This is a genomic window from Flavobacterium sp. (assembly GCF_031381455.1).
Lineage (GTDB): Bacteria > Bacteroidota > Bacteroidia > Flavobacteriales > Flavobacteriaceae > Flavobacterium.
Map to the genome: position 1 here is coordinate 1 of NZ_JANMXZ010000052.1, position 21313 is coordinate 21313.

The 21313-nt window shown below is 33.8% G+C and carries 15 protein-coding genes and 3 pseudogenes; 15 read left to right on the forward strand and 3 right to left on the reverse strand.

Going from position 1 to position 21313, the window contains the following annotated elements:
- Positions 1-567 precede the first annotated feature (567 nt).
- The 5 genes from RMN97_RS12580 to ctlX all read left to right on the forward strand — a co-directional run bounded on the left by RMN97_RS12580 (position 568) and on the right by ctlX (position 8131).
- Positions 568-2916: a hypothetical protein gene (locus RMN97_RS12580; RefSeq protein WP_309614869.1), complete on the forward strand. Its 2349-nt coding sequence runs from the start codon at positions 568-570 to the stop codon at positions 2914-2916.
- A 1-nt stretch (position 2917) separates the two neighbouring features.
- Positions 2918-4891, forward strand: a complete 1974-nt coding sequence (locus tag RMN97_RS12585; protein ID WP_309614870.1) for a T9SS type A sorting domain-containing protein — start codon at positions 2918-2920, stop codon at positions 4889-4891.
- Between the two features lie 154 nt (positions 4892-5045).
- On the forward strand, positions 5046-6047 hold the full coding sequence (locus RMN97_RS12590; RefSeq protein WP_309614871.1) for a serine hydrolase: 1002 nt from the start codon (positions 5046-5048) through the stop codon (positions 6045-6047).
- Positions 6048-6195: 148 nt separating this feature from the next.
- Positions 6196-7110, forward strand: a complete 915-nt coding sequence (locus RMN97_RS12595; protein ID WP_309614872.1) for an arginine deiminase family protein — start codon at positions 6196-6198, stop codon at positions 7108-7110.
- 85 nt (positions 7111-7195) lie between these two features.
- Entirely contained in the window at positions 7196-8131 is a 936-nt protein-coding gene (ctlX, locus tag RMN97_RS12600; protein WP_309614873.1) for a citrulline utilization hydrolase CtlX, read from the forward strand.
- 143 nt (positions 8132-8274) lie between these two features.
- Here the strand turns inward: ctlX and RMN97_RS12605 are convergent, their stop codons facing one another.
- Complete coding sequence (locus RMN97_RS12605) at positions 8275-8895, reverse strand: chromophore lyase CpcT/CpeT (protein ID WP_309614874.1); 621 nt, start codon at positions 8893-8895, stop codon at positions 8275-8277.
- Between the two features lie 12 nt (positions 8896-8907).
- Positions 8908-9534, reverse strand: a complete 627-nt coding sequence (locus RMN97_RS12610; RefSeq protein WP_309614875.1) for a MarC family NAAT transporter — start codon at positions 9532-9534, stop codon at positions 8908-8910.
- Positions 9535-9646: 112 nt separating this feature from the next.
- Here RMN97_RS12610 and RMN97_RS12615 point away from each other — a divergent pair, with 112 nt between their 5' ends.
- Positions 9647-10012: a CoA-binding protein gene (locus RMN97_RS12615; RefSeq protein ID WP_309614876.1), complete on the forward strand. Its 366-nt coding sequence runs from the start codon at positions 9647-9649 to the stop codon at positions 10010-10012.
- Between the two features lie 182 nt (positions 10013-10194).
- On the opposite strand, the gene RMN97_RS12620 is transcribed toward RMN97_RS12615, so the two are convergent.
- Positions 10195-11691, reverse strand: a complete 1497-nt coding sequence (locus tag RMN97_RS12620) for a sodium:solute symporter (RefSeq protein WP_309614877.1) — start codon at positions 11689-11691, stop codon at positions 10195-10197.
- Positions 11692-11812: 121 nt separating this feature from the next.
- On the opposite strand from RMN97_RS12620, the gene recR reads away from it, so the two are divergent.
- The 9 genes and pseudogenes from recR to RMN97_RS12665 form a co-directional block, all read left to right on the forward strand.
- Entirely contained in the window at positions 11813-12433 is a 621-nt protein-coding gene (gene recR / locus RMN97_RS12625; RefSeq protein ID WP_309614878.1) for a recombination mediator RecR, read from the forward strand.
- Positions 12434-12509: 76 nt separating this feature from the next.
- Positions 12510-13301 (forward strand): polysaccharide biosynthesis/export family protein, encoded by a 792-nt coding sequence (locus RMN97_RS12630; protein ID WP_309614879.1) that lies wholly within the window; start codon positions 12510-12512, stop codon positions 13299-13301.
- Positions 13302-13312: 11 nt separating this feature from the next.
- Positions 13313-15793 carry a polysaccharide biosynthesis tyrosine autokinase gene (locus tag RMN97_RS12635; protein WP_309614880.1) on the forward strand — a complete coding sequence of 827 codons (2481 nt, stop codon included), beginning with the start codon at positions 13313-13315 and terminating at the stop codon, positions 15791-15793.
- The gene (locus RMN97_RS12640; protein ID WP_309614881.1) at positions 15780-16757 is read left to right on the forward strand and encodes an SDR family oxidoreductase; all 978 of its coding nucleotides are present in this window, start codon (positions 15780-15782) and stop codon (positions 16755-16757) included. Before RMN97_RS12635 ends, RMN97_RS12640 begins: the two co-directional genes overlap by 14 nt.
- A gap of 125 nt (positions 16758-16882) precedes the next feature.
- A complete protein-coding gene (locus RMN97_RS12645; protein WP_309614882.1) occupies positions 16883-18274 on the forward strand; it encodes a UDP-glucose 6-dehydrogenase in 1392 nt (463 codons plus the stop codon).
- A gap of 79 nt (positions 18275-18353) precedes the next feature.
- A pseudogene (locus RMN97_RS12650) lies at positions 18354-18722 on the forward strand (four helix bundle protein).
- Positions 18723-18791: 69 nt separating this feature from the next.
- Positions 18792-20069 (forward strand): nucleotide sugar dehydrogenase, encoded by a 1278-nt coding sequence (locus tag RMN97_RS12655; protein WP_309614883.1) that lies wholly within the window; start codon positions 18792-18794, stop codon positions 20067-20069.
- 152 nt (positions 20070-20221) lie between these two features.
- Positions 20222-20356: pseudogene (locus tag RMN97_RS12660) on the forward strand (GDP-mannose 4,6-dehydratase); the annotation flags it as partial.
- Positions 20357-20666: 310 nt separating this feature from the next.
- A pseudogene (locus tag RMN97_RS12665) lies at positions 20667-21313 on the forward strand (hypothetical protein); the annotation flags it as partial.

Genomic DNA, 21313 nt, shown 5'->3' on the forward strand with positions numbered 1-21313 from the left:
CTGATTTTTTCTTGGCAATAAACCATCCAGGCCATAAGCATTGTAAAACTTTAACTACATACGAATAATCGTTTCATGAACGCCTTTTTGCACTGAAACCAATTCACAGGAATGATCCTATTCGATAATTAATTTTACACATTCAAGCTTGAATGCATAATCATACTTGACTTTTCTTTCCATAAAAACACCCCCAAATAGTGTCTAACTTTTTGGGGGCAGTCTATTGATAGGGATTTTTATTGGAATCTACTTTTCACTTCCTAAAGATGGAGCATCAAAAATTGTTTTATTAGAAAATTTATTATGTAAGATAAGTTAATTAGTATTTATTAAAAAGATGTATTTTATCGAATATATGTGTATTTTGTAGATTTATTTTAATTAAACCATTTACATTTGTGTATAAGATTTTCGATATTTAGTTCTAAATAATAGCAATTAGGTATTTAAAATTTTAACCCCTCCCTAAAAGATTGAAATTGGTTTTAGCCAATTAGTTATTAAAGAACAAAAAAATTAAAATCATATTTTAATTAAATTATTAACGCATTAAATCTTTTAGTTATGAAAATAAAAATTACTCTTCTATTTACTGTATTATTTTTCGTTGGAACTGCTTTTGAAGCCAACGGACAAGTCAATAATACTTTTACTGGTGAAAACTCTGGCGTTAATAACACAGGGAACTATAACACAGGATATGGACTTAACTCATTAAGTAATAATACCAGCCATAGTAATAGTGCTTTTGGAATAGGAACATTAAGTTTTTCTTCTGGTGGGTATAACTGTGCTTTTGGAAATAACTCACTTGCTTTGAATGGTAGCGGGAGTTTAAATTGTTCATTAGGAACTAGAACTTTATACAATAATGATTCGGGCTCAGCTAATATTGCGATTGGTCATAGATCTTTGGAATCTAACGTTGACGGCAGTAGCAATACTGCGGTTGGGTATGCATCATTATTGGCTACTACCGGTAGTTTCAACACGGCAATAGGAAATTATAGTCCAAGAAGTTTACTATCGGGAGATTCAAATATTTTTATCGGTTCAGAGACTGCAATTAATTTATTGTACGGAAGTAACAATGTTTTTTTAGGGAATAGAATAGCTGTTTCGAAGTTTCCATCTACACCAATTTTAGCTGGGAATGACACCAATAGATCAATAATTATTGCTGATGGATTAGGAAATCAAAGAATCTTTATACAAAAAAATGGGAATACAGGAATTGGTTTAGGAAACAATGTCATCCCAGTTAACAAATTAGATATAAAAGGCGGTGTTGCTATTGGTAGGAATTTCACGCCAAATGGAGTGACTCCTGGAATTTCAGCTCCGGTAAACGGCTTAATAGTTGAAGGAAGTGTTGGAATAGGAACAACTTCACCCAATAATAAAGTTGAAATCACACAAGGAGTAGAAGGTAATTCCGGACTTCGTTTTACAAATTTAACCAGTAACTATAACCCAGCAACATCTCAAATGTCTAATAGGTTTTTAACGGTTAATCAAAATGGTGATGTTGTTTTAAATAAAATGATCAATGCTGTTGAAGCTAACATACTAACATCAAACGCTAATTTGATGACTAGTAATGTCAATAGTATTTCGTCATCATCAACGATTATTAATTCGATTTCTAATACTGTAAATAATAATCAATTAGTAACTACTGTAAATGGTGTTACGAGTGCTCCGGTAAACTTAACTGATATTTCAGGGCTTGATACTAGTGCTACAAACGAGCTTCAAACACTTTCTCAATCAGGAAATACTATAACGCTTTCCAATGGAGGAGGTTCATTTGTATTGCCAACATTTACAGATATTCCTCAAACCGTTTCACAAACAGGAAATACAGTGACACTTTCCAATGGCGGAGGTTCATTTACATTGCCGACATTTACAGATACTGATGCCCAATCATTAGCGTTAGCAGGCAACACATTATCTATTTCAAATGGAAATAGTGTGACGCTTCCAACTTATGTGGATATACCACAAACGATTTCTCAAACGGGAAATACTGTGACACTTTCTAATGGTGGTGGTTCATTTACACTTCCATCTCCTCAAGCTCCACAAACCATTTCTCAAACGGGAAATACCATTACACTTTCTGATGGTGGTGGTTCATTTACTTTGCCAACATCAGTAGATACTGATGAACAAACTTTATCGATTACAGGAAATACTTTGACAATATCAAATGGAAATAGCGTACAATTACCCGTTCGTGGAAATCAAAGTATAACACAAAATGGCGCAATTGTAACTTTATCAAATGGTGGAGGTTCAATAACGCTCCAATCAACTATAGTAACAGCTGGAGATAATGTGTCTATATTAGGAAACGGATCAACCGGAACACCATACGTAGTAAGCTCTACGGATACCAGTCTGTATGCTGACAATGGTAATATCAATCCTACCACAACCGTTAACGGTAACAGAATTGTTTCAATGAACGGTAGCAACATTTGGTTTAATAGTGGAAGCAGTCAGCCAAACGGGAAAATTTACATTGGGTCAAATGCTTCGTACCCATCTACTACCGGAAATTATAAACTGTATGTTGAAGGCGGAATCCTAACCGAAAAAGTAAAAGTAGCTCTTAGAAGTACAGCTAATTGGGCAGATTATGTTTTTGAAAAGAATTATAAATTAATGCCATTGAAAAATGTAGAAGAATATATTACTACTCATAAACATTTACCTGGAATTGATTCAGCAAGTGAATTGACTAAAAACGGACTTGATTTAGCAGAAATGCAATCCAAACACATGGCTAAGATTGAAGAAATGATGCTTTATATTATTGAACAAAATAAAACCATTGAAAAAAACATCAAGGATATTGAAGAATTAAAAAAACAAGTAAACGTACTAACAGCTAACGAAGATTGATATGTATAAGATACTAAAAACAGTAATAGTTTGTGCTATTTGTTTTAATTCTTATAACATTTCAGCACAACTCAGTGAGTATTTGAATTCTGAAGAAAAAAGAATTTCAAGTGCTAACCAAATCGAAGTAGAAATTCAGAAATTCATTGACACTAATTTTAACAATTATGTGCTGTCAAAAGAAGTTACTGATGATTTAATCAACCATCTTAGAAGTGAAGAAGAGTTTACTGACGCTGAACTGCAAAACGCAATTAGAAAAACAAAAGTTTACGAATTAAGAAAGTTATTCTTTAGTCAAAATCCCGATAAAAAAGACAGCTATTTTGCAAGGCCAATTCCAGTTTCTGTTCAACAAACATGCGTGAATGGTGATTTTGAAAATGGTACAGCAGGTTATTCTTTTTGGTCAGATGCTCATCCACAACCAGCTTCAGGAACAGCATTTTTTTTATCTTGTGCTACACCTACAGTACCTACCGTTTTAAATGTTGTCACTCCGGTTACCAACGATTTAAATGCTGCCGTAACACTGATTGACGATACAAGTCCGAGTTACCAGCAATATGACCCAACATTAGCAGGTTTAGGGGTAAACATTCCGACTTTATTTCCAACCGGAGGTAACAAATGTATTAAGTTAAACAACGAGCAAGGTTTTGGTTCCTCTGATATCACAACGGTTTCGCGTTATTTTCCAACTATAAATCAAGAAACAATTGATTTTAATTTTTCTTTGGTAATGGACAACAAGCCAGCACATGGACAACCAATTCAACCCTTTTTCAGAGTTAGGGTATTAGACCAATTTAATAATGTTGTAGATGAAATTTGTATCGTTGCAGATCCTGATAATTGTTTGTTTAACGTTATCTATGTTAGTCGAAATAGAAGAGTTCTTTACACCGATTGGATTTGTGCTCGATTGAACGTGGGTGAAATTTTGGGTCAACCCGGAACAATTGAATTTACAGTAAGTGACTGTCAACCTTCAGCACATTTTGGAACAGTTTATATTGATAATATTTGTGGTTCTATTTGCGCTTCTCCAAAACTAGGAGCGCTAAATACAAATACAACCAATATTAATTGCCCAGATACTATTGGTAACACACCCATTCAGGTTTGTGGTACGTATCAGCCACCATATAATGCAACCTTAGTTTCCATCACATTAGATATTACTCAAAACGGGACAGTTGTAGGAACATTAAGTGCACCAACACAGCTTACAGCGAATACATTTTGTTTTTCCGTTTTGCCAAGTATGTTTGGAGTGAGCCCGACAGGAAATTTTGAATTTCAGATTAATGCTAATTTCAGTGTCAATTGCCCCGCAGGAACATTTATATATACCATTTCCGACAACTCAGCCGGTGTTGGTCCGGATGTAACTTTTATAGATTGTTGTTTGGCAACATTAACAGTAACATCTCCTGTAGATGACCTTAGTAATTTGGATACAGTAGTTTTAAAAGAGAAGGAAAGGTCGGATTGGATTAAGGCAGCAAATATTGTATCCGTAGGAAATAATGCTCTGTCAAATGGAGTAGTGTATCATGCTGCGAATTATGTCGAGTTAAATCCCGGTTTCGAAGCTGTTTTTGGAGCTCAATTTTCAGCTTATCCCGAAGGCTGTACAGCAAGTTATGCCTATAAAACGCAGCTGCCAAATACAAATGCGAGAAGTAGTGAAGCTCCAAATGTTGACGAAACAATCAACTTGATAAAAGTGTCAAAAGATTTTGCCATTGTGCCAAATCCGTCAAGCAGCACTATAGAAATTATAATGAACGACGCTAAATTCAATAGAGTAAGCGTTACGACTATTGATGGTAAGATTGTAGATGAACGAAATGTTGAAAAAACAGATAAAACCTTAATCGATGTTAGCCGCTATGCCAATGGTATTTACATAATAAACGTGACTACAGAAGACGTGCAGGTTTGTACTAAAAAGCTAATTAAGAATTAATTAGTATTAACTATAATTCTAAATACCTACAATTTAATTATTCTTTAAAGTAAATAATTTGCTTTTTTAACAAAATAGGAGTTGATTTTTTATGATTTTTTTTTACTCAAGTGAAAATAATAATTAATATTGCACTTTAATTAACAATATAAAAATGCCTCTCATAAAAAAAAGATTTTCCTGGCTGAGTGTGATACTTTTTTCAGTAGTTTCAGTTGTAGTTACCTTGCTGATTACTAATTGGTTAAAAGATGATGCTCAAACCTCTGAAACAGCAAATAGTAAATATTCGTGTAAGTATGATGTTAAACGTTTAGATGGTTTAAAATACATAAAACCAATAATGTTTGTTGATGATGAATGCGAGTCAGAAAATTTGCAGGATATTAAGCAACAGATTACAGAAATTGTTGATAGATATAAGAATTTTGAAGGTGTGACTTCAGCTTCGGTTTATCTCAAACAATTTGCAAATAATGGGTGGATATGTGTTAACGAAACCGAGTCATTTGAACCGGGTTCTCTTTTTAAAGTGCCTGTAATGATTACCATTTTAAAAATGTGTGAAGATGATTCGGGATTTTTAAATAAGCGTATTGTATATGAAAAATTTATAGATGATGGTAAAAAAGTAGCTTTTAAATCAAAATCAATTCAATTAGGACAAAGTTATACGGTAAAAGAACTGCTAACGTATATGATAAAATACTCAGACAACAAGGCAACAATATTGCTAGAGTCTCAGATGAAAGCTGACGTTTTGCAAAAACTCTTTACCGATTTGGGTTTAGAAGCTCCCAATATATATGCAAATCAATATTTTTTCACAACCAGTCAATACTCATTATTTGTTAGAACTATCTACAGTTCAACTTATTTAACAACTAAGAACTCTGAATATGCGGCTGAGCTTTTGAGCCAATGTGATTTTAAACAAGGCATTGTCAGCGGACTACCCAAGGGAACTTCTCTAATACATAAATTTGGAGAATCGGGAAATCAAATTGAAATGCAGTTACATGAATCTGCTATAATATATGCCTACAATAAGCCTTTTTTATTAACCATAATGACTAAGGGTAAGGATAATAAAACATTGTCAAAACTTATAAAAGAAGTAACAAATAGGATTTATACCGAAATGGCTAATAAATAAAACCTTATTTAATTTGATAAGTCTTTTACAATTTTGAATTAAAATATTTAATTACTTACAACAACTTATAATTTCTTAAAATACTTATAAAAAAGCTTCTCCTAACCGAGAAGCTTTTTTATATTTGCCGCAAGCCAAAAGCTATTTTATGCTACAATTAAATATAAAAAACGAAACATCACGACTACGAGCAGTTGTACTTGGTTCAGCTATAAATAACGGCCCGTCACCAACAAAAGACGAAGCCTATGATCCAAAATCTTTAGAACATATACTCGACGGAACCTATCCTGTCGAAGCGGATATGACTAAAGAAATGGAAGCTTTCAATCAAGTTTTTCAAAAGTATGACGTAAAAGTATTTCGTCCGAAAATGATTGAAAACTACAATCAGATTTTTACTCGCGACATTGGTTTTGTGATTGATAATGTTTTTATAAAAGCCAATATTCTTCCCGATAGAGAGCACGAATTAGATGCTATTCAATATATCATTGACCAAATAAACCCGGCTAAAGTGGTTCGTCCCCCCGAAGAAGTACATATTGAAGGCGGCGATGTCATGCTTTGGAATAATTATATTTTTATCGGAACGTATAAAGGTTCCGATTATAAAGATTATATCACAGCACGAACAAACATGCAAGGTGTAAACTATATCAAAGAGTTGTTTCCAAATAAAAAAGTCAAAGAGTTTGATTTAGTAAAATCAAAAATAGAAGCTCGCGACAATGCATTGCATCTTGATTGTTGCTTTCAACCTGTTGGCGCAGCGAAAGGAATTATTTATAAAAGCGGTTTCCGTGAAGAGTCGGATTATGTTTTTTTAGTCAAACTTTTTGGCAAAGAAAATCTATTTCACATCACTCGTGAAGAAATGTATAATATGAATTCTAATGTGTTTTCGATAGCTGAAAACGTAGTGGTTTCTGAACAAAAATTTACAAGACTAAACAATTGGCTTCGTGATAATGACTTCATTGTTGAAGAAATTCCGTATGCCGAAATAGCAAAGCAAGAAGGACTTTTGCGTTGTTCAACTTTACCTTTAATTAGGGATTAAATTTGTTTATGGTTTGTAGTTTATAGTTCTTAGTTACAACATAAACCATAAACCATAAACTAAAAACCATAAACTATAAAAAACAATGAAACAAACCACCAACTCCATATTAATGATTCGTCCAGTTGCTTTTCGAATGAACGAACAAACAGCTGTGAATAATTACTACCAAAAAGTACTAGACGGACTGTCGCCTGAAACAGTGAATGCCAAAGCGCAAAAAGAGTTTGATACTTTTGTAGCCAAGTTGCGAAAAGTAGGTGTAAATGTGACTGTTGTTGAAGACACTTTAGAACCAAATACACCAGATAGTATTTTTCCAAATAACTGGATTTCGTTTCACGAAAGTGGCGATGTGGCTTTGTATCCGATGTTTGCCGAAAATCGTCGTGCCGAAAGAAGAGAAGATATACTCGACATTCTGGAAGATGAAGGTTTTCAAATTAACCAAATAGTAGATTATACTTCGGCCGAAGAAGACGATGTTTTCTTAGAAGGAACAGGAAGTTTACTATTAGACAGAGAAAACGGAAAAGCCTATTGTGCGCTTTCACCAAGAGCTGATGAAGAAGTAATGATTGAGTTTTGTGAAGATTTCGAATTAACTCCGGTTATTTTTGAGGCTTTTCAAACCGTCAATGGCGAAAGAAAATTGATTTATCATACCAACGTGATGATGTGTCTTGGAGATACATTTGCCGTGATTTGTGCCGATTGTATCGATGACAAAAAAGAACGCAAAATGGTACTCGATAGCCTTCGTGGTGACGATAAAGAAATCATCTTAATTACCGAAGACCAAGTGAATAACTTTGCTGGAAACATGCTTGAAGTAAAAGGAAAAAATGATGAACGTTTCTTGGTTATGAGCGAATCAGCTTATAAAAGTTTGACCAAAAAACAAATCGCACAATTGGAAGCACATGTTGAAATCATTCATTCTAGTTTAGATACAATAGAAGCTTGCGGTGGCGGAAGTGCTCGTTGCATGATGGCTGAAATTTTTCTACCGAAAAGTTAACCTGCAAGGTTTTTAAAACCTTGTAGGTTTAAAATAAAACAAACCCCAAATTCCAATTTGTCACACTGAGCGAAGTCGAAGTGAATTGGAATTTGGGATTTTTTTATTTGTAACCTGCCTGCCGGTAGGCAGGTTTGAGTGTATCAAATTTTGATAAACAAATAACCACCTTTGGTTGCACCCCAAACTTGTTTTCCTTCTTTATCAAAACCTTGATCCCAAGATAAAATTTCATTTTGAGTAACAGTTACTTTTGAATTTGCAAAACTAGCGCCTCTCAATTCACTTTGACACGTTTTATCGCCTGTAGCTCCAGAAAATAGGTTTTTACCATCTCTTTTTAAAGTTACTTGACAACCTTGCTTAAGCTCAATATCAGCTTCGGTTAGTTTGTCGTAAACTTCTGGAGTTGCCCATTTTCCTATCCAATTTTTTTCGTTTTTAATAGTATAAATTTCACTGATAAAAGTGTCTCCTTCTTGATGAACTTTATAAACTCTTACTCGATAAGGCTTGTCTTGTTTATCAAAAATGGCTTGTTCTACAAAAAGATAATTGCCTTTTTCCTTCCAAATTGGTGTCATTCGCAATGAAATATTATAATAATCTGTATCAGCTATTGATTGTTTTTCAGATGAATAATGTCCCTGCATTATTGATACCAGTTCATTCAAAGCATCACTATTTTTTGAAGACTGATTTTGAGTGGGTTTACAACTAATTAATAAAGTTATTCCGGCTAATAGTAAAAATGTTTTTTTCATATGATATATAAATTAAATTCCTCTGATAATACTTAGTACTGAACTAATAATATATTGAATTCCAATGGCAATGGTCAGAAATCCGACAATTCTGGATATCGCTACAATTCCGGAAGCACCAAGATATTTTGCCAAATAATGGGCACTGTGCAGTATGATATAAATTAAAATTGATACCACTAAAATAGCCAGGCAGGAAAAAGCAATATCAGCAGTAGTCTCATGATGTTCCTGATAATAAGCAATCAATAACGATATAGAACCCGGACCTGCGAGCATAGGCATTGCCAATGGTGTCAATGCAATATCGTTTCTGTTTTCGATGTCTTCCTGCACTTTTTTGTTGATTCCTTTATTTTTACTAAAGTTTCCATTCAAAAGTCCAAATCCCGAACTTGCTATGATTATTCCACCTGCAATCCGAAGTGCGGTAATCGTGATGCCAAAAAACTGTAAAACATACTGCCCCAAGAAGAAAGAAATAATCAATATTACAAAAACATTAAAACCAGTCCAAATGGCCACGCGAGCGCGTTCTTTCTTGGTGTAATCCTGTGTCAGGCCAACAAATATAGGCACAGTTCCAATTGGATTGAGAACCGAAAAAAGGGCAGCAAACAGAAAAATAAAAATCTCCATAGTTTTTTTTGCAAAGGTAAATCGGTAGTTTCACTTTAAATATTAAATAGAAGTTAAATAAATCTACCGAAATATAAAGTTACCATTATCTTTGACACCAAGAAATGAAATCATGAAAAACAAAAAAACAGTAGTGCTTGGAGCAACAACAAAACCCGAAAAATATGCCTATTTAGCGATCACTAAATTAGTAGAAAAAGGACATAGTGTTTTGGCTATTGGACAAAATGCTGGAGAAGTTGCAGGCGTTAAAATTTATACAAAACAAATTCCACTTGCGAATATTGATACCGTGACTTTGTACTTAAATCCGAAGCGTCAGGTAGACTATTATAACTACATCATTGAAACCAAGCCAAAACGCGTCATCTTCAATCCGGGAACAGAAAATCCACAGTTTTACCAATTATTGGAAAGCAACGGTATTAAAGTTGAAGTAGGGTGTACATTGGTTTTATTAGCAACGAATCAGTATTAATTATTTTTGTCAGACTGAGCCTGTCGAAGTCAGGAGCGACAGGTTCGGGCTATCTTGTTGTCCTTGTTCCTGCTTTTCGCTATATTTTTACACCTGTCAGGTTTTCAAAACCTGACAGGTGTAAAAGATACCACTACAACCTGCCTGCCGGCAGGCAGGTCAGGGCTAGTAAGGAATCCTTTTTAATATCGGGTATTTTCAGTCGCCGGTTTACTAATAACCAACAAACCAATAAACGTAATCAATCCGTTTACGATAATCAGTTCGTTATCGATTACATAATTTCCAAAAAGTGCTGCTGAATTTTTGCTTATCAAAAAGCAAATTGCCGGTGAAAGCAGGCAAATGAAAGGCACAAACTTGTCGTGTACTGTTTTCGATTTCATAAACAATCCAAAAGCATACAATCCTAAAAGTGGTCCATACGTATAACTCGCCACTTTAAAAATCATCGTAACGACCGATTTGTCGTTCAGTGAATTGAAAATTATAATCACCAAAAACATCAACATCGAAAAGCCAACATGCACAAAATGACGTGTTCTGACAATGTTGGGTTTGTTCTGATTCTCGGTTTTATCCATTCCTAAAAAGTCGACACAAAAGGATGTTGTCAATGCGGTCAAAGCCGAATCCGTTGTAGCAAATGTGGCAGCGGTTAAACCCAATAAAAAGATAATTGCCGGGACAATACTCAAATGTTTAAAAGCAATTTCGGGAAACAAATAATCGGTTCTTGCAACACCGTCAACCATTGGAATCGCAATGCCATTTTTCTCGGCGTATAAGTACAACAAAGCGCCAACACTCAAAAAGAAAATATTGATAATCACAAAAACAGTGGTAAACGTAAACATGTTTTTTTGCGCTTCACCAATAGTTGCGCAGCTCAGATTCTTTTGCATCAAATCTTGATCAAGTCCAACCATAGCAATGGTTACGAACATTCCGCCTAGAATTTGTTTTAGCACAAAGTTGCCTTTCAGATAATCTTCATAGAAAAAAACTTTAGAATAATTACTGTTTTTTACGGCTTCAAAAGCTTCAACTGCCCCAAAATCCAGACTATGGCAAACGAAAATTATCGTCAGGAAAACTGAAGAAACCAGAAAGAAAGTTTGCAACGTATCTGTAATAATAATCGTTTTCAATCCGCCGCGATAGGTGTACGCAAAGATTAATCCCAAAGAAATCAAAACCGTTAAAGCAAACGGAACATCAAACGCATCAAACACGTAACGTTGTAATACAATCACCACCAAATACAATCGAAAAGAAGAGCCAATTGTTCTGCTGATTAGGAAAATAGTAGCAGCCGTTTTATAACTAATAACACCCAAACGTTGTTCAATATAACTGTAAATCGATGTCAGATTCATGCGGTAATAGAGTGGAAGCAAGACTTTTGCAATAATTATAAAACCAAGCGCATTCCCAATAACAAACTGAAAATATTTGAACTGTAAATCAGGATTGCCCACTTCACCGGGAACTGAAATAAAAGTCACGCCAGACAAGGCTGTCCCTATCATTCCGAAGGCTACTAAATACCATTTTGAGTTTTTATTGGCTTTGAAAAACGTATCATTGTCGGAGCTTTTTTTGCTGACCAAATTGGAAATCAAAATCAATAAGCCAAAATAAATAACAATGATAATAAGAATGGTTGTTGGTGACATAGGTTTGGTTTTATGGTGAGCCAAAATACAAAAAAAGAATATAGAATAAAGAAAATAGAGAATAGACAAGTCTTTATTCTATGTTCTATTTTCTTTTCTCTTTTTACACTATTTTTGTCTCATGGAATTTTCTTCAAAATTGCTCGAAAAAGCGATAAACGAAATGGCGCAATTACCCGGAATTGGAAAGCGAACTGCTTTGCGATTGGTTTTACATTTGCTAAAACAGCCATCGGAGCAAACACAGTTTTTATCACAAGCGCTAACAACTATGCGTGAGGAAATTAAGTTTTGCAGTAGTTGCCACAATATTTCTGACGTTGAAGTCTGTGAAATTTGCAATAATCCCAACAGAAATCACAAAATTATTTGTGTTGTTGAAGATGTTCGCGATGTTATGGCCATTGAAAATACCAATCAATTCAAAGGAGTTTATCATGTTTTAGGCGGAAAAATTTCTCCTATTGATGGTGTTGGTCCAAGTCAATTAAATATTGATTCTTTGGTTGAAAAAGTAAAATTGGGAGAAATGGAAGAGTTAATTTTTGCGCTAAGCTCAACAATGGAAGGAGATACAACGAATTTTTATATTTTTAAAAGAATCAAAGACTATTCGATAAAAACATCCACTATTGCCAGAGGAATTGCTGTTGGCGATGAATTAGAATATGCCGATGAGGTTACTTTGGGAAGAAGTATTTTGAACCGTATACCTTTTGAGAATACCCTAAAAAATATATAACAAAATAATAGCAGACTTCATTTTTGTAATTAGAATTGAAAAACTATCTTTGTTTGCTAATTTTTTATTTAAAATAATGAACCAACCCAAAATATATTTACTACTTCTGCTGAGTGTTTTAGTTACTTCCTGCATACCAAAAAAAGATTTGATTTATCTGCAAGATAAAAAAAGTACTACCACTGAGGTAGTTACTCCTTCAAATCAAAATCCATATCGACTCCAATCCAGTGATATCTTAAGCATTACTATTAAAGCTATTGACCCTAAATTAGTTGTTATATTTAATATTACTGATGGACAAACAGGTGGGTCTACTAATGATCAAGGTAACTATTTTACAGGTTATTCGGTTGATGATCACGGAAATATCAGGTTGCCAATACTTGGGGAAATGAATGTTTTGGGATTTACAGCTGAAGAAGTTAGAATTAAAATTGAGAAGTTATTACTCGAAAAATATTTTAAAGAAGAAGCCGGGATTTATGTTGTTGTGAAATTAGCTGGTTTCAAATATACTATAAACGGTGAAGTGGGTAGTACAGGAACAAAAACATTATATCAAGACAGGGTAAATATAATGGAAGCTATAGCTAATTCAGGTGATATTACACTTACAGGTGACCGAAAAGATGTGAAGGTAATAAGAAGATTTCCACATGGAAATGAAACTTTTAGTATTGATTTGACAGATGCTAATGCTGTTAATTCGCCGTGTTTTAATCTACAACCAAATGATTATATATTGGTTAATCCATTGAAACAAAAAACATGGGGAACCGGAAAAACAGGAATAGAGTCTCTATCTACAATCATTACCCTATTGTCATTAGCAACAACAACTTATTTTTTGTTACTTAGAAATTAACACCATTTTTCATGATTGATGTAAAAGATTTTACTTTTTTTGATAAACAAAACAGCTTTGATTTTAAAGGTTTTTTAATTAAAACTTTGAGTTATTGGAAGTGGTTTTTAGTTGGGTTAATCATCACATTTTCTATTGCGCATCAAGTTAATGTTAGGAAACAAAAAATTTATGGTATTGAAAGTACTATAGCGGTTCAGGAAGAAAACAATCCGTTTTTTACTTCAAATACAAGTTTAGTTTTTAATTGGGGTGGAACTTCGGATAAAGTTCAGATGATTTCTACTACACTAAAATCAAGATCACACAATGAATTAGTTGTTGATAGGTTACAATTTTTTATTGATTATTTTAAACAAACAAAATATTTTTTACAAGATGTTTATGGTCAGGTTCCATTTAAGGTAACCATAGATAAAAACAAAAACCAATTATTTAACCAGTTTATAAAAGTTAAAATGGTTTCTAATAATTCGTATCAAATCACTATTCCTTTTCAAGCCAATACTACAGAAGTTATTAAATATATTGATAATAAAACATCAATAATTCCAATTGATAATAAAGAATTTAAAGAAATTTATAAAATAGGTGAAACCGTTAATTTACCTTTTCTTCATTGGAAATTAGAGTTGTCAAATTTTGAAGAAAGTAACTTCAATGAGGAAATATTAGTTAGGTTCAACTCGTTTGACAATTCGGTTTCGTCTTGTATGGGGATAAACGTAGTTATTGATGAAAAAGCAGGTTCCATCCTAAAAATAGGTGCGCAAGGAACAAATAAAAACAGAATGGTTGATTTTCTTAATATTACAGTCGATGTATTAATTAAAAGACAATTAGATAATAAAAATAAATTTGCTGAAAATACAATAAACTTCATTGATGAGACTTTAGGGTCAATGGAGAAACAATTAAAAAATTCAGGTGATGAATTAAAAGATTTTGGTAAGAACAACAACATACTTGATATAGAAGAAGGAGGTACAAGCTTTAAAAATCAATTGTTGGATTATGATACCAAAAAAGATGCTGTCGAAAGAAAAATAGCTTATTTAAATTCATTAAGAAATTATTTAAAGAACAGCGTTGATTTTTCAAAATTGCCCGCACCAACTATTGCCGGAATTGAAGAACCAAACATCAATACAAATGTTGCTAAAATAATAGCACTATCAATACAGCGTTCAGAGTTAGCCTACTCGGTAAAAGGTTCATTTTCCTATGAAAGATTAGATAATGAAATACAATCGGTTAAAAAAGTATTACTAGAAAACGAATCTACTTACAGAAGTTCTTTGATATATGACTTAAATTTTGCTAATCAAAAAATTGCAAAAATTGAAAGCGAAATCAGCCACCTCCCGGAGAACAAACAGGAATGGTTAAAGTTATCCAGAAAGTATAATTTAAGCGATAATATTTACAATACATTTTTACAAAAAAGAAGTGAAGCATCTATTGTAATGGCAGCAAATTTATCAGACATTAAATTTATTGATCCTGCCAAAGATGTAGGTGGTGGATTATTAGGTCCAAAAACAAGTGTAAACTATGTATTAGCTTTTTTTATGGGATTATTAATTCCATTAATTCTCGTTTTCTTTATTTTCTTTATTAGTAATTCAGTTCAAAACATTGAAGATATTTCTTCCCACACCCAATTACCACTAATAGGCATAGTTGGGGTTAAACATTCAGAAAGTAATTTGTCAGTTTTTGAAAGACCAAAATCGGCGCTTTCTGAATCATTTAGGGCCATTCGTTCCTCTTTACAATTCTTATACAAAAAGCAAAGCGTTGATGGTTCTAAAACACTTATGTTGACTTCATCTGTCAGTGGTGAGGGAAAAACATTTTGTTCCTTAAATATTGCGACTGTGTTTGCACTTAGTGAAAAGAAAACTATAATTCTGGGATTGGATTTAAGAAAACCAAAAATCTTTGATGATTTTAATATCAAAAATGAATTCGGTGCAGTCAATTTTTTAATAGGACAAAAATCATTGGATGAGGTTGTGCAAAAAACACATATCCCTTTTCTTGACGTTATAACATCAGGACCAATTCCTCCTAATCCTTCTGAGTTAATACTTGGAGACTCGATGAAAGAGATGATGAAACAATTGAAGAAAAAGTATGATTACATAATACTCGATACGCCACCTGTTGGGTTAGTTTCTGACGCTTTAGAATTATCTCAATTTTGTGATGTTACTTTATATGTTATACGCCAGAATTTCACCAAAAAAGAAATGTTGACATTATTAAATAACAGAACTAAACGAGGCGAACTTAATAATGTGAGTATCATTTTTAATGGTTATGAAAATAAAGCAAAATATGGCGTTGGTTATGGCTACGGATATGGTTACGGTTATGGCTATGGGTATGGGTATGGAAGTGGTTATCATGAAGAGGAAGAACCAAAAGAATTTTTTGCTAAGTGGAAATATAGAATATTGAAAAAATTCAGTAATGCTAAAAATTAAAACAATATTAATTACTGGTGGTGCTGGATTTATCGGTACGAATTTGTGTGAATATTTTTTGTCAAAAGGATATTTTGTTGTTTGCTTTGATAATTTTGCTACAGGTCATAAACATAATATTGCCGAATTTCTAGAACATGAAAATTTCAAATTAATAGAAGGTGATATTAGAGATTTAGCGCAATGTAAAAATGCTGTTATCGGAGTTGATTATGTATTGCATCAAGCAGCATTGGGTTCTGTTCCTCGTTCTATAAATGATCCTATAACGAGTAATGAGGTCAATGTTTCGGGTTTTTTAAATATGCTTGTTGCCTCGAAAGATGCTGGCGTTAAAAGATTTGTGTACGCTGCAAGTTCATCTACTTATGGTGACTCCGAAGCTTTGCCAAAAGTAGAAGATACCATTGGGAAACCTCTTTCGCCTTACGCTATTACAAAATATGTAAATGAATTGTATGCTGAAATTTTCGGTAATACGTATGGCTTTGAAACGATAGGTTTACGTTATTTCAATGTGTATGGAAGAAGGCAAGATCCAAATGGAGCTTATGCCGCTGTTATTCCGAAGTTTGTAATGCAACTGATGCAACATGAAAGTCCAATTATCAATGGAGACGGAAATTTTTCAAGAGATTTTACCTATATAGATAATGTGATTCAAATGAATGAATTGGCGATGTTGACTCAAAATCCGGAAGCGATTAATACGGTTTACAACACCGCTTTTGGTGACAGAACTACCTTAAACGATATGGTTTCTTATTTAAAAGAATACTTATCCGAATTTGATGCAGCTATTTCTAATATAGAAGTTGTGCATGGCCCAAATAGAGCAGGAGATATTCCTCATTCTTTGGCTAGCATTGATAAAGCAAAAAGATTATTAAACTATGCACCCAACTATTCTTTTCAAGATGGTTTAAAAGAAGCCGTGAAATGGTATTGGGATAATTTGAGGTAGTTGTGGTTGTCGGTTTCCCGCCTTCGCGGGAATGACAATGGTTTTCAGTTGTCGGTTGTTGGTTTAGATAGAAAATACCTGCCTGCCGGCAGACAGGGAATAAAGAACATAGAAAATAGAAAGAAATGAAGATTAAAAATATTTGTTGTATTGGAGCAGGATATGTTGGTGGTCCAACCATGGCAGTTATTGCGCAAAAATGCCCTGATGTTAAAGTTACAGTAGTCGATTTAAATGAAGCCCGAATTGCGGCTTGGAATGATACTGATCTTAACAATATTCCAATATACGAACCGGGATTAAATGAAATGGTTGGCAATGTTCGTGGGAAGAATTTGTTTTTTTCTACCGATGTTGACAAAGCCATTGAAGAGGCTGACTTGATTTTCATATCAGTGAATACGCCTACCAAAACCTATGGCACCGGAAAAGGAATGGCAGCCGATTTAAAGCACATTGAACTTTGTGCCCGACAAATTGCCAAAGTTGCCAAAAACAATAAAATCATCGTTGAGAAATCGACCTTGCCCGTTAGAACAGCCGAAGCTCTGAAAAGCATTTTGGACAATACAGGAAATGGTGTGCAGTTTCAAATACTTTCTAATCCGGAGTTCTTGGCAGAAGGAACAGCTGTAGAAGATTTGTTAAGTCCAGATAGGGTTTTAATCGGAGGTGAAACTACACCTGAAGGTCAGGCTGCGATAAAATCCTTAGTGGATGTTTATGCTAATTGGGTTCCAAAAGAAAGAATTTTAACGACCAATGTTTGGTCTTCAGAATTGTCAAAATTGGTTGCTAATGCCTTCCTAGCACAACGTGTTTCTTCTATCAATGCAATTTCTGAATTGTGTGAAAAAACAGAAGCCAATGTCAGCGAAGTGGCTAAAGCAATTGGAATGGATAGTAGAATTGGGCCTAAGTTTTTGAAAGCTTCCGTTGGATTTGGAGGTTCTTGTTTTCAAAAGGATATTTTGAATTTGGTCTATATATCCAAAGCATTTGGATTGAATGAAGTGGCCGATTATTGGGAACAAGTAATTATTATGAATGATCACCAAAAAAGACGTTTTTCTAAGAATATTGTACAAACACTTTACAATACGGTTTCCGGAAAAAAAATAACTTTTTTAGGCTGGGCGTTTAAAAAAGACACTAACGATACCAGAGAATCAGCTGCGATTTATGTTGCCGATGATTTAATAAATGAACAAGCCAATGTAGCTTTGTTTGACCCAAAAGTTTCACAAAAACAAGTGCTTTCGGATTTGGATTATCTTGCTACAAGAAAACCGGCAGAAAACGAAAAACATATCACGTCTTTTGACAATCCGTATGAGGCTTGTAAAAATGCACACGCCATTGCTATACTAACCGAATGGGATGAATTTAAAGAATACGATTGGCAAAAAATTTATGATAGCATGCTAAAACCGGCTTTTGTTTTTGATGGTAGAAATATTTTAGATGGTGAGAAACTAAAAGCGATTGGGTTTAATTTTCAATCGATTGGAAGTTAGTTGTCTGTTATCGGTTATCGGTTGTCAGTTGTCGGTTGTTCGTTATCGATTATCGGGTATCTGTTAATTACAAATTGAAATGAATAGTTATAATGATTTAGATATTTATAAGATTGCTATGGCTTTGTTTTATGAAGTTCATCCGGCATCACTATTGTTGACCAAGTTTGAGCTGTATGAGTTAGGAAGTCAACTAAGAAGATCTTCTGATTCTGTAGTTTCAAATATAGTGTAGGGTTATGGTAGAAAAAGATACAAAGCAGAGTTCATTAGATTTTTAGTTTTTAGTCATTCTAGTTGTTTGGAAACGAAAGCACATTTAGAGAAAATAAATCATTTGTATGTAAGGCTAATTCCTGATAATTTAAGATACATTAACGAATACGATATACTAGGAGCAAAAATTTTTACTTTTATAAAATATGTTGAAGAAAATTGGAAATCATAATTTTCAACAGACAACAGACAACAGACAACCGAGAACAGATAACAGAGAACAGAAAACAAATAAATATAAATGAACATTAAAATTGCCGTTATTGGATTAGGATACGTTGGTTTACCACTAGCCAGATTATTTGCTACCAAATATCCAGTGGTTGGATTTGATATTAATACCAATAGGATTCAAGAATTAAATTCAGGTGTCGATTCGACTTTGGAGATTGATGCGGAAACCCTGAATAAGGTACTTGTTTCTTCACTATCCGATTCAAATGGTTTACTATGCAGTAGCACTTTAGAAGATATAGCAACTTGTAATTATTATATAGTGACTGTTCCAACTCCGGTTGATAAAAACAATCGCCCCGATTTGACTCCACTATATAAATCGAGTGAAACTGTTGGGAAAGTATTGAAAAAAGGAGATATCGTAATTTATGAATCTACTGTTTATCCCGGTGTGACCGAAGAAGAATGTATTCCTGTTTTGGAAAAAGTAAGCGGCTTAAAATTCAATATTGATTTCTTTGCAGGGTATTCTCCAGAAAGAATCAATCCAGGAGATAAAGAACATACTGTTGAAAAAATTCTAAAAGTAACTTCAGGTTCTACTCCGGAAATTGGACAAAAAGTAAACGACTTATATAAATCGGTTATCACAGCAGGGACGCATTTGGCACCATCTATTAAAGTGGCTGAAGCTGCCAAAGTTATCGAGAACTCGCAACGTGATATCAATATTGCTTTTGTAAACGAATTGGCGAAGATTTTTAATTTGTTGGAAATTGATACGCACGCCGTCTTAGAAGCTGCCGGAACCAAATGGAATTTTTTGCCATTCAAACCAGGATTAGTTGGTGGACATTGCATCGGAGTTGATCCTTATTATTTGGCTCAAAAGGCCCAGGAAAAAGGATATCATCCCGAAATTATTTTGGCTGGAAGGCGATTGAATGATAGTATGGGCGAATATGTAGCTTCTCAAGTGGTGAAGCTGATGATTAAGAAAGGCGTGGTTATTAATGGTGCCAAATTATTAATGTTGGGTATCACTTTTAAAGAAAATTGTCCTGATGTTAGAAATACCAAAATTGTAGACGTAGTTCATGCGTTGCAGGATTACGGAATTGACGTTACCATTTTTGATCCTTGGGCAAGACCGTCAGAAGTGCAACATGAATATAAATTGACAACTACATACGAATTGCCATCGGATACTTTTGATGCTATTGTTTTAGGAGTTGCGCACAAGGAATTTACCACTATTGATTTATCAAAATTAAAAAAATCAAATGGGGTTTTGTTTGATGTAAAAGGAGTTTTAAACGAAAAAGCAGACGGGAGACTATAACGGTTGTCCAATACAATTGCTAAAATGTCAGTCTGTCCCGAAGCTTCGGGAGTTGAAGACCTTTTTAAATGCACTTCGACAAGCTCAGTGTGACAAACTATAATTAATTGAGTTAAAAAATAATTACACCCAACGGATTAGATTTACATAAAATGAAAAAGATTTTAATAACCGGCGGTGCCGGATTTATTGGTTCTCATGTGGTGAGACGGTTTGTTACCAAATATCCTAATTATCAGATTTTTAATTTGGATGCGTTGACGTATGCGGGTAATCTCGAAAACATTACTTGGTATTAAAAGCAACATACTAACAAACTTCTTCAATCGTTTTACATTCCTATTCCTTTGGTTGAAAAACAGGCAGTTTTTTATTATAAATTCAAACTAAACTACAAAATGTTAAAAAAAATACACTTTATCGTTTATATTAACATTTTATCGTTTTTAGATTTCATATTATAAATAATTAATCAACTTTACTTGTATTAAAATTTGTACATTATTTTTTAATTTGATACAAGGGAAATTCAAATCACACAAGGTTTAATTTTTTTTTAATCTTCCATTATTGCCTAATCTTTAATTTTTTAGTATTATGAAAAAAATTATTTTATCCTGCTTTTCCCTTTTGTTTGTTGGAATAGTAAATGCTCAGGTAGTTAGTATCCCAGATGCTAATTTTAAAGCAGCATTAATTACTCTGGGAGTTGACACGAATTCCAATGGGCAAATTGAAGTTAGTGAAGCATTAGCTCGAACAACCTTAGATTTACAATCAAGTTCGATTGCAGATTTAACGGGAATTAAAAGTTTCACCAATCTTACCTCACTGAACGTAACCTCTAACTCAATATCCACTCTTGATGTTTCGGGTTTATCGGCATTAACATCAGTACCAATCTATGCATATAACCCTATTTCTATTTTAAATATCTCGGGTTGCACGGCACTTACTTCTTTTAATTCTTATCCTTATGATTCAGGAAATATTACTGGAACGTTAACTAGTTTAGACCTCTCGAATTGTAGTAGTCTAACAAGTTTAAATTTGACAGGAAACACCTTGTTGAACACGGTTCAAATTTCGGGTTGTACGGCTTTAGCCTATATCACTTGCAACAGCAACACTGTTTTACCCTCGTTAAACGCATCGGGTTTACCCAATTTGACCTCTTTGAGTTGTACTAGCAATCCTGCCTTGACTTCAATAACCGTTACTGGCGATACGGCATTAACCACTTT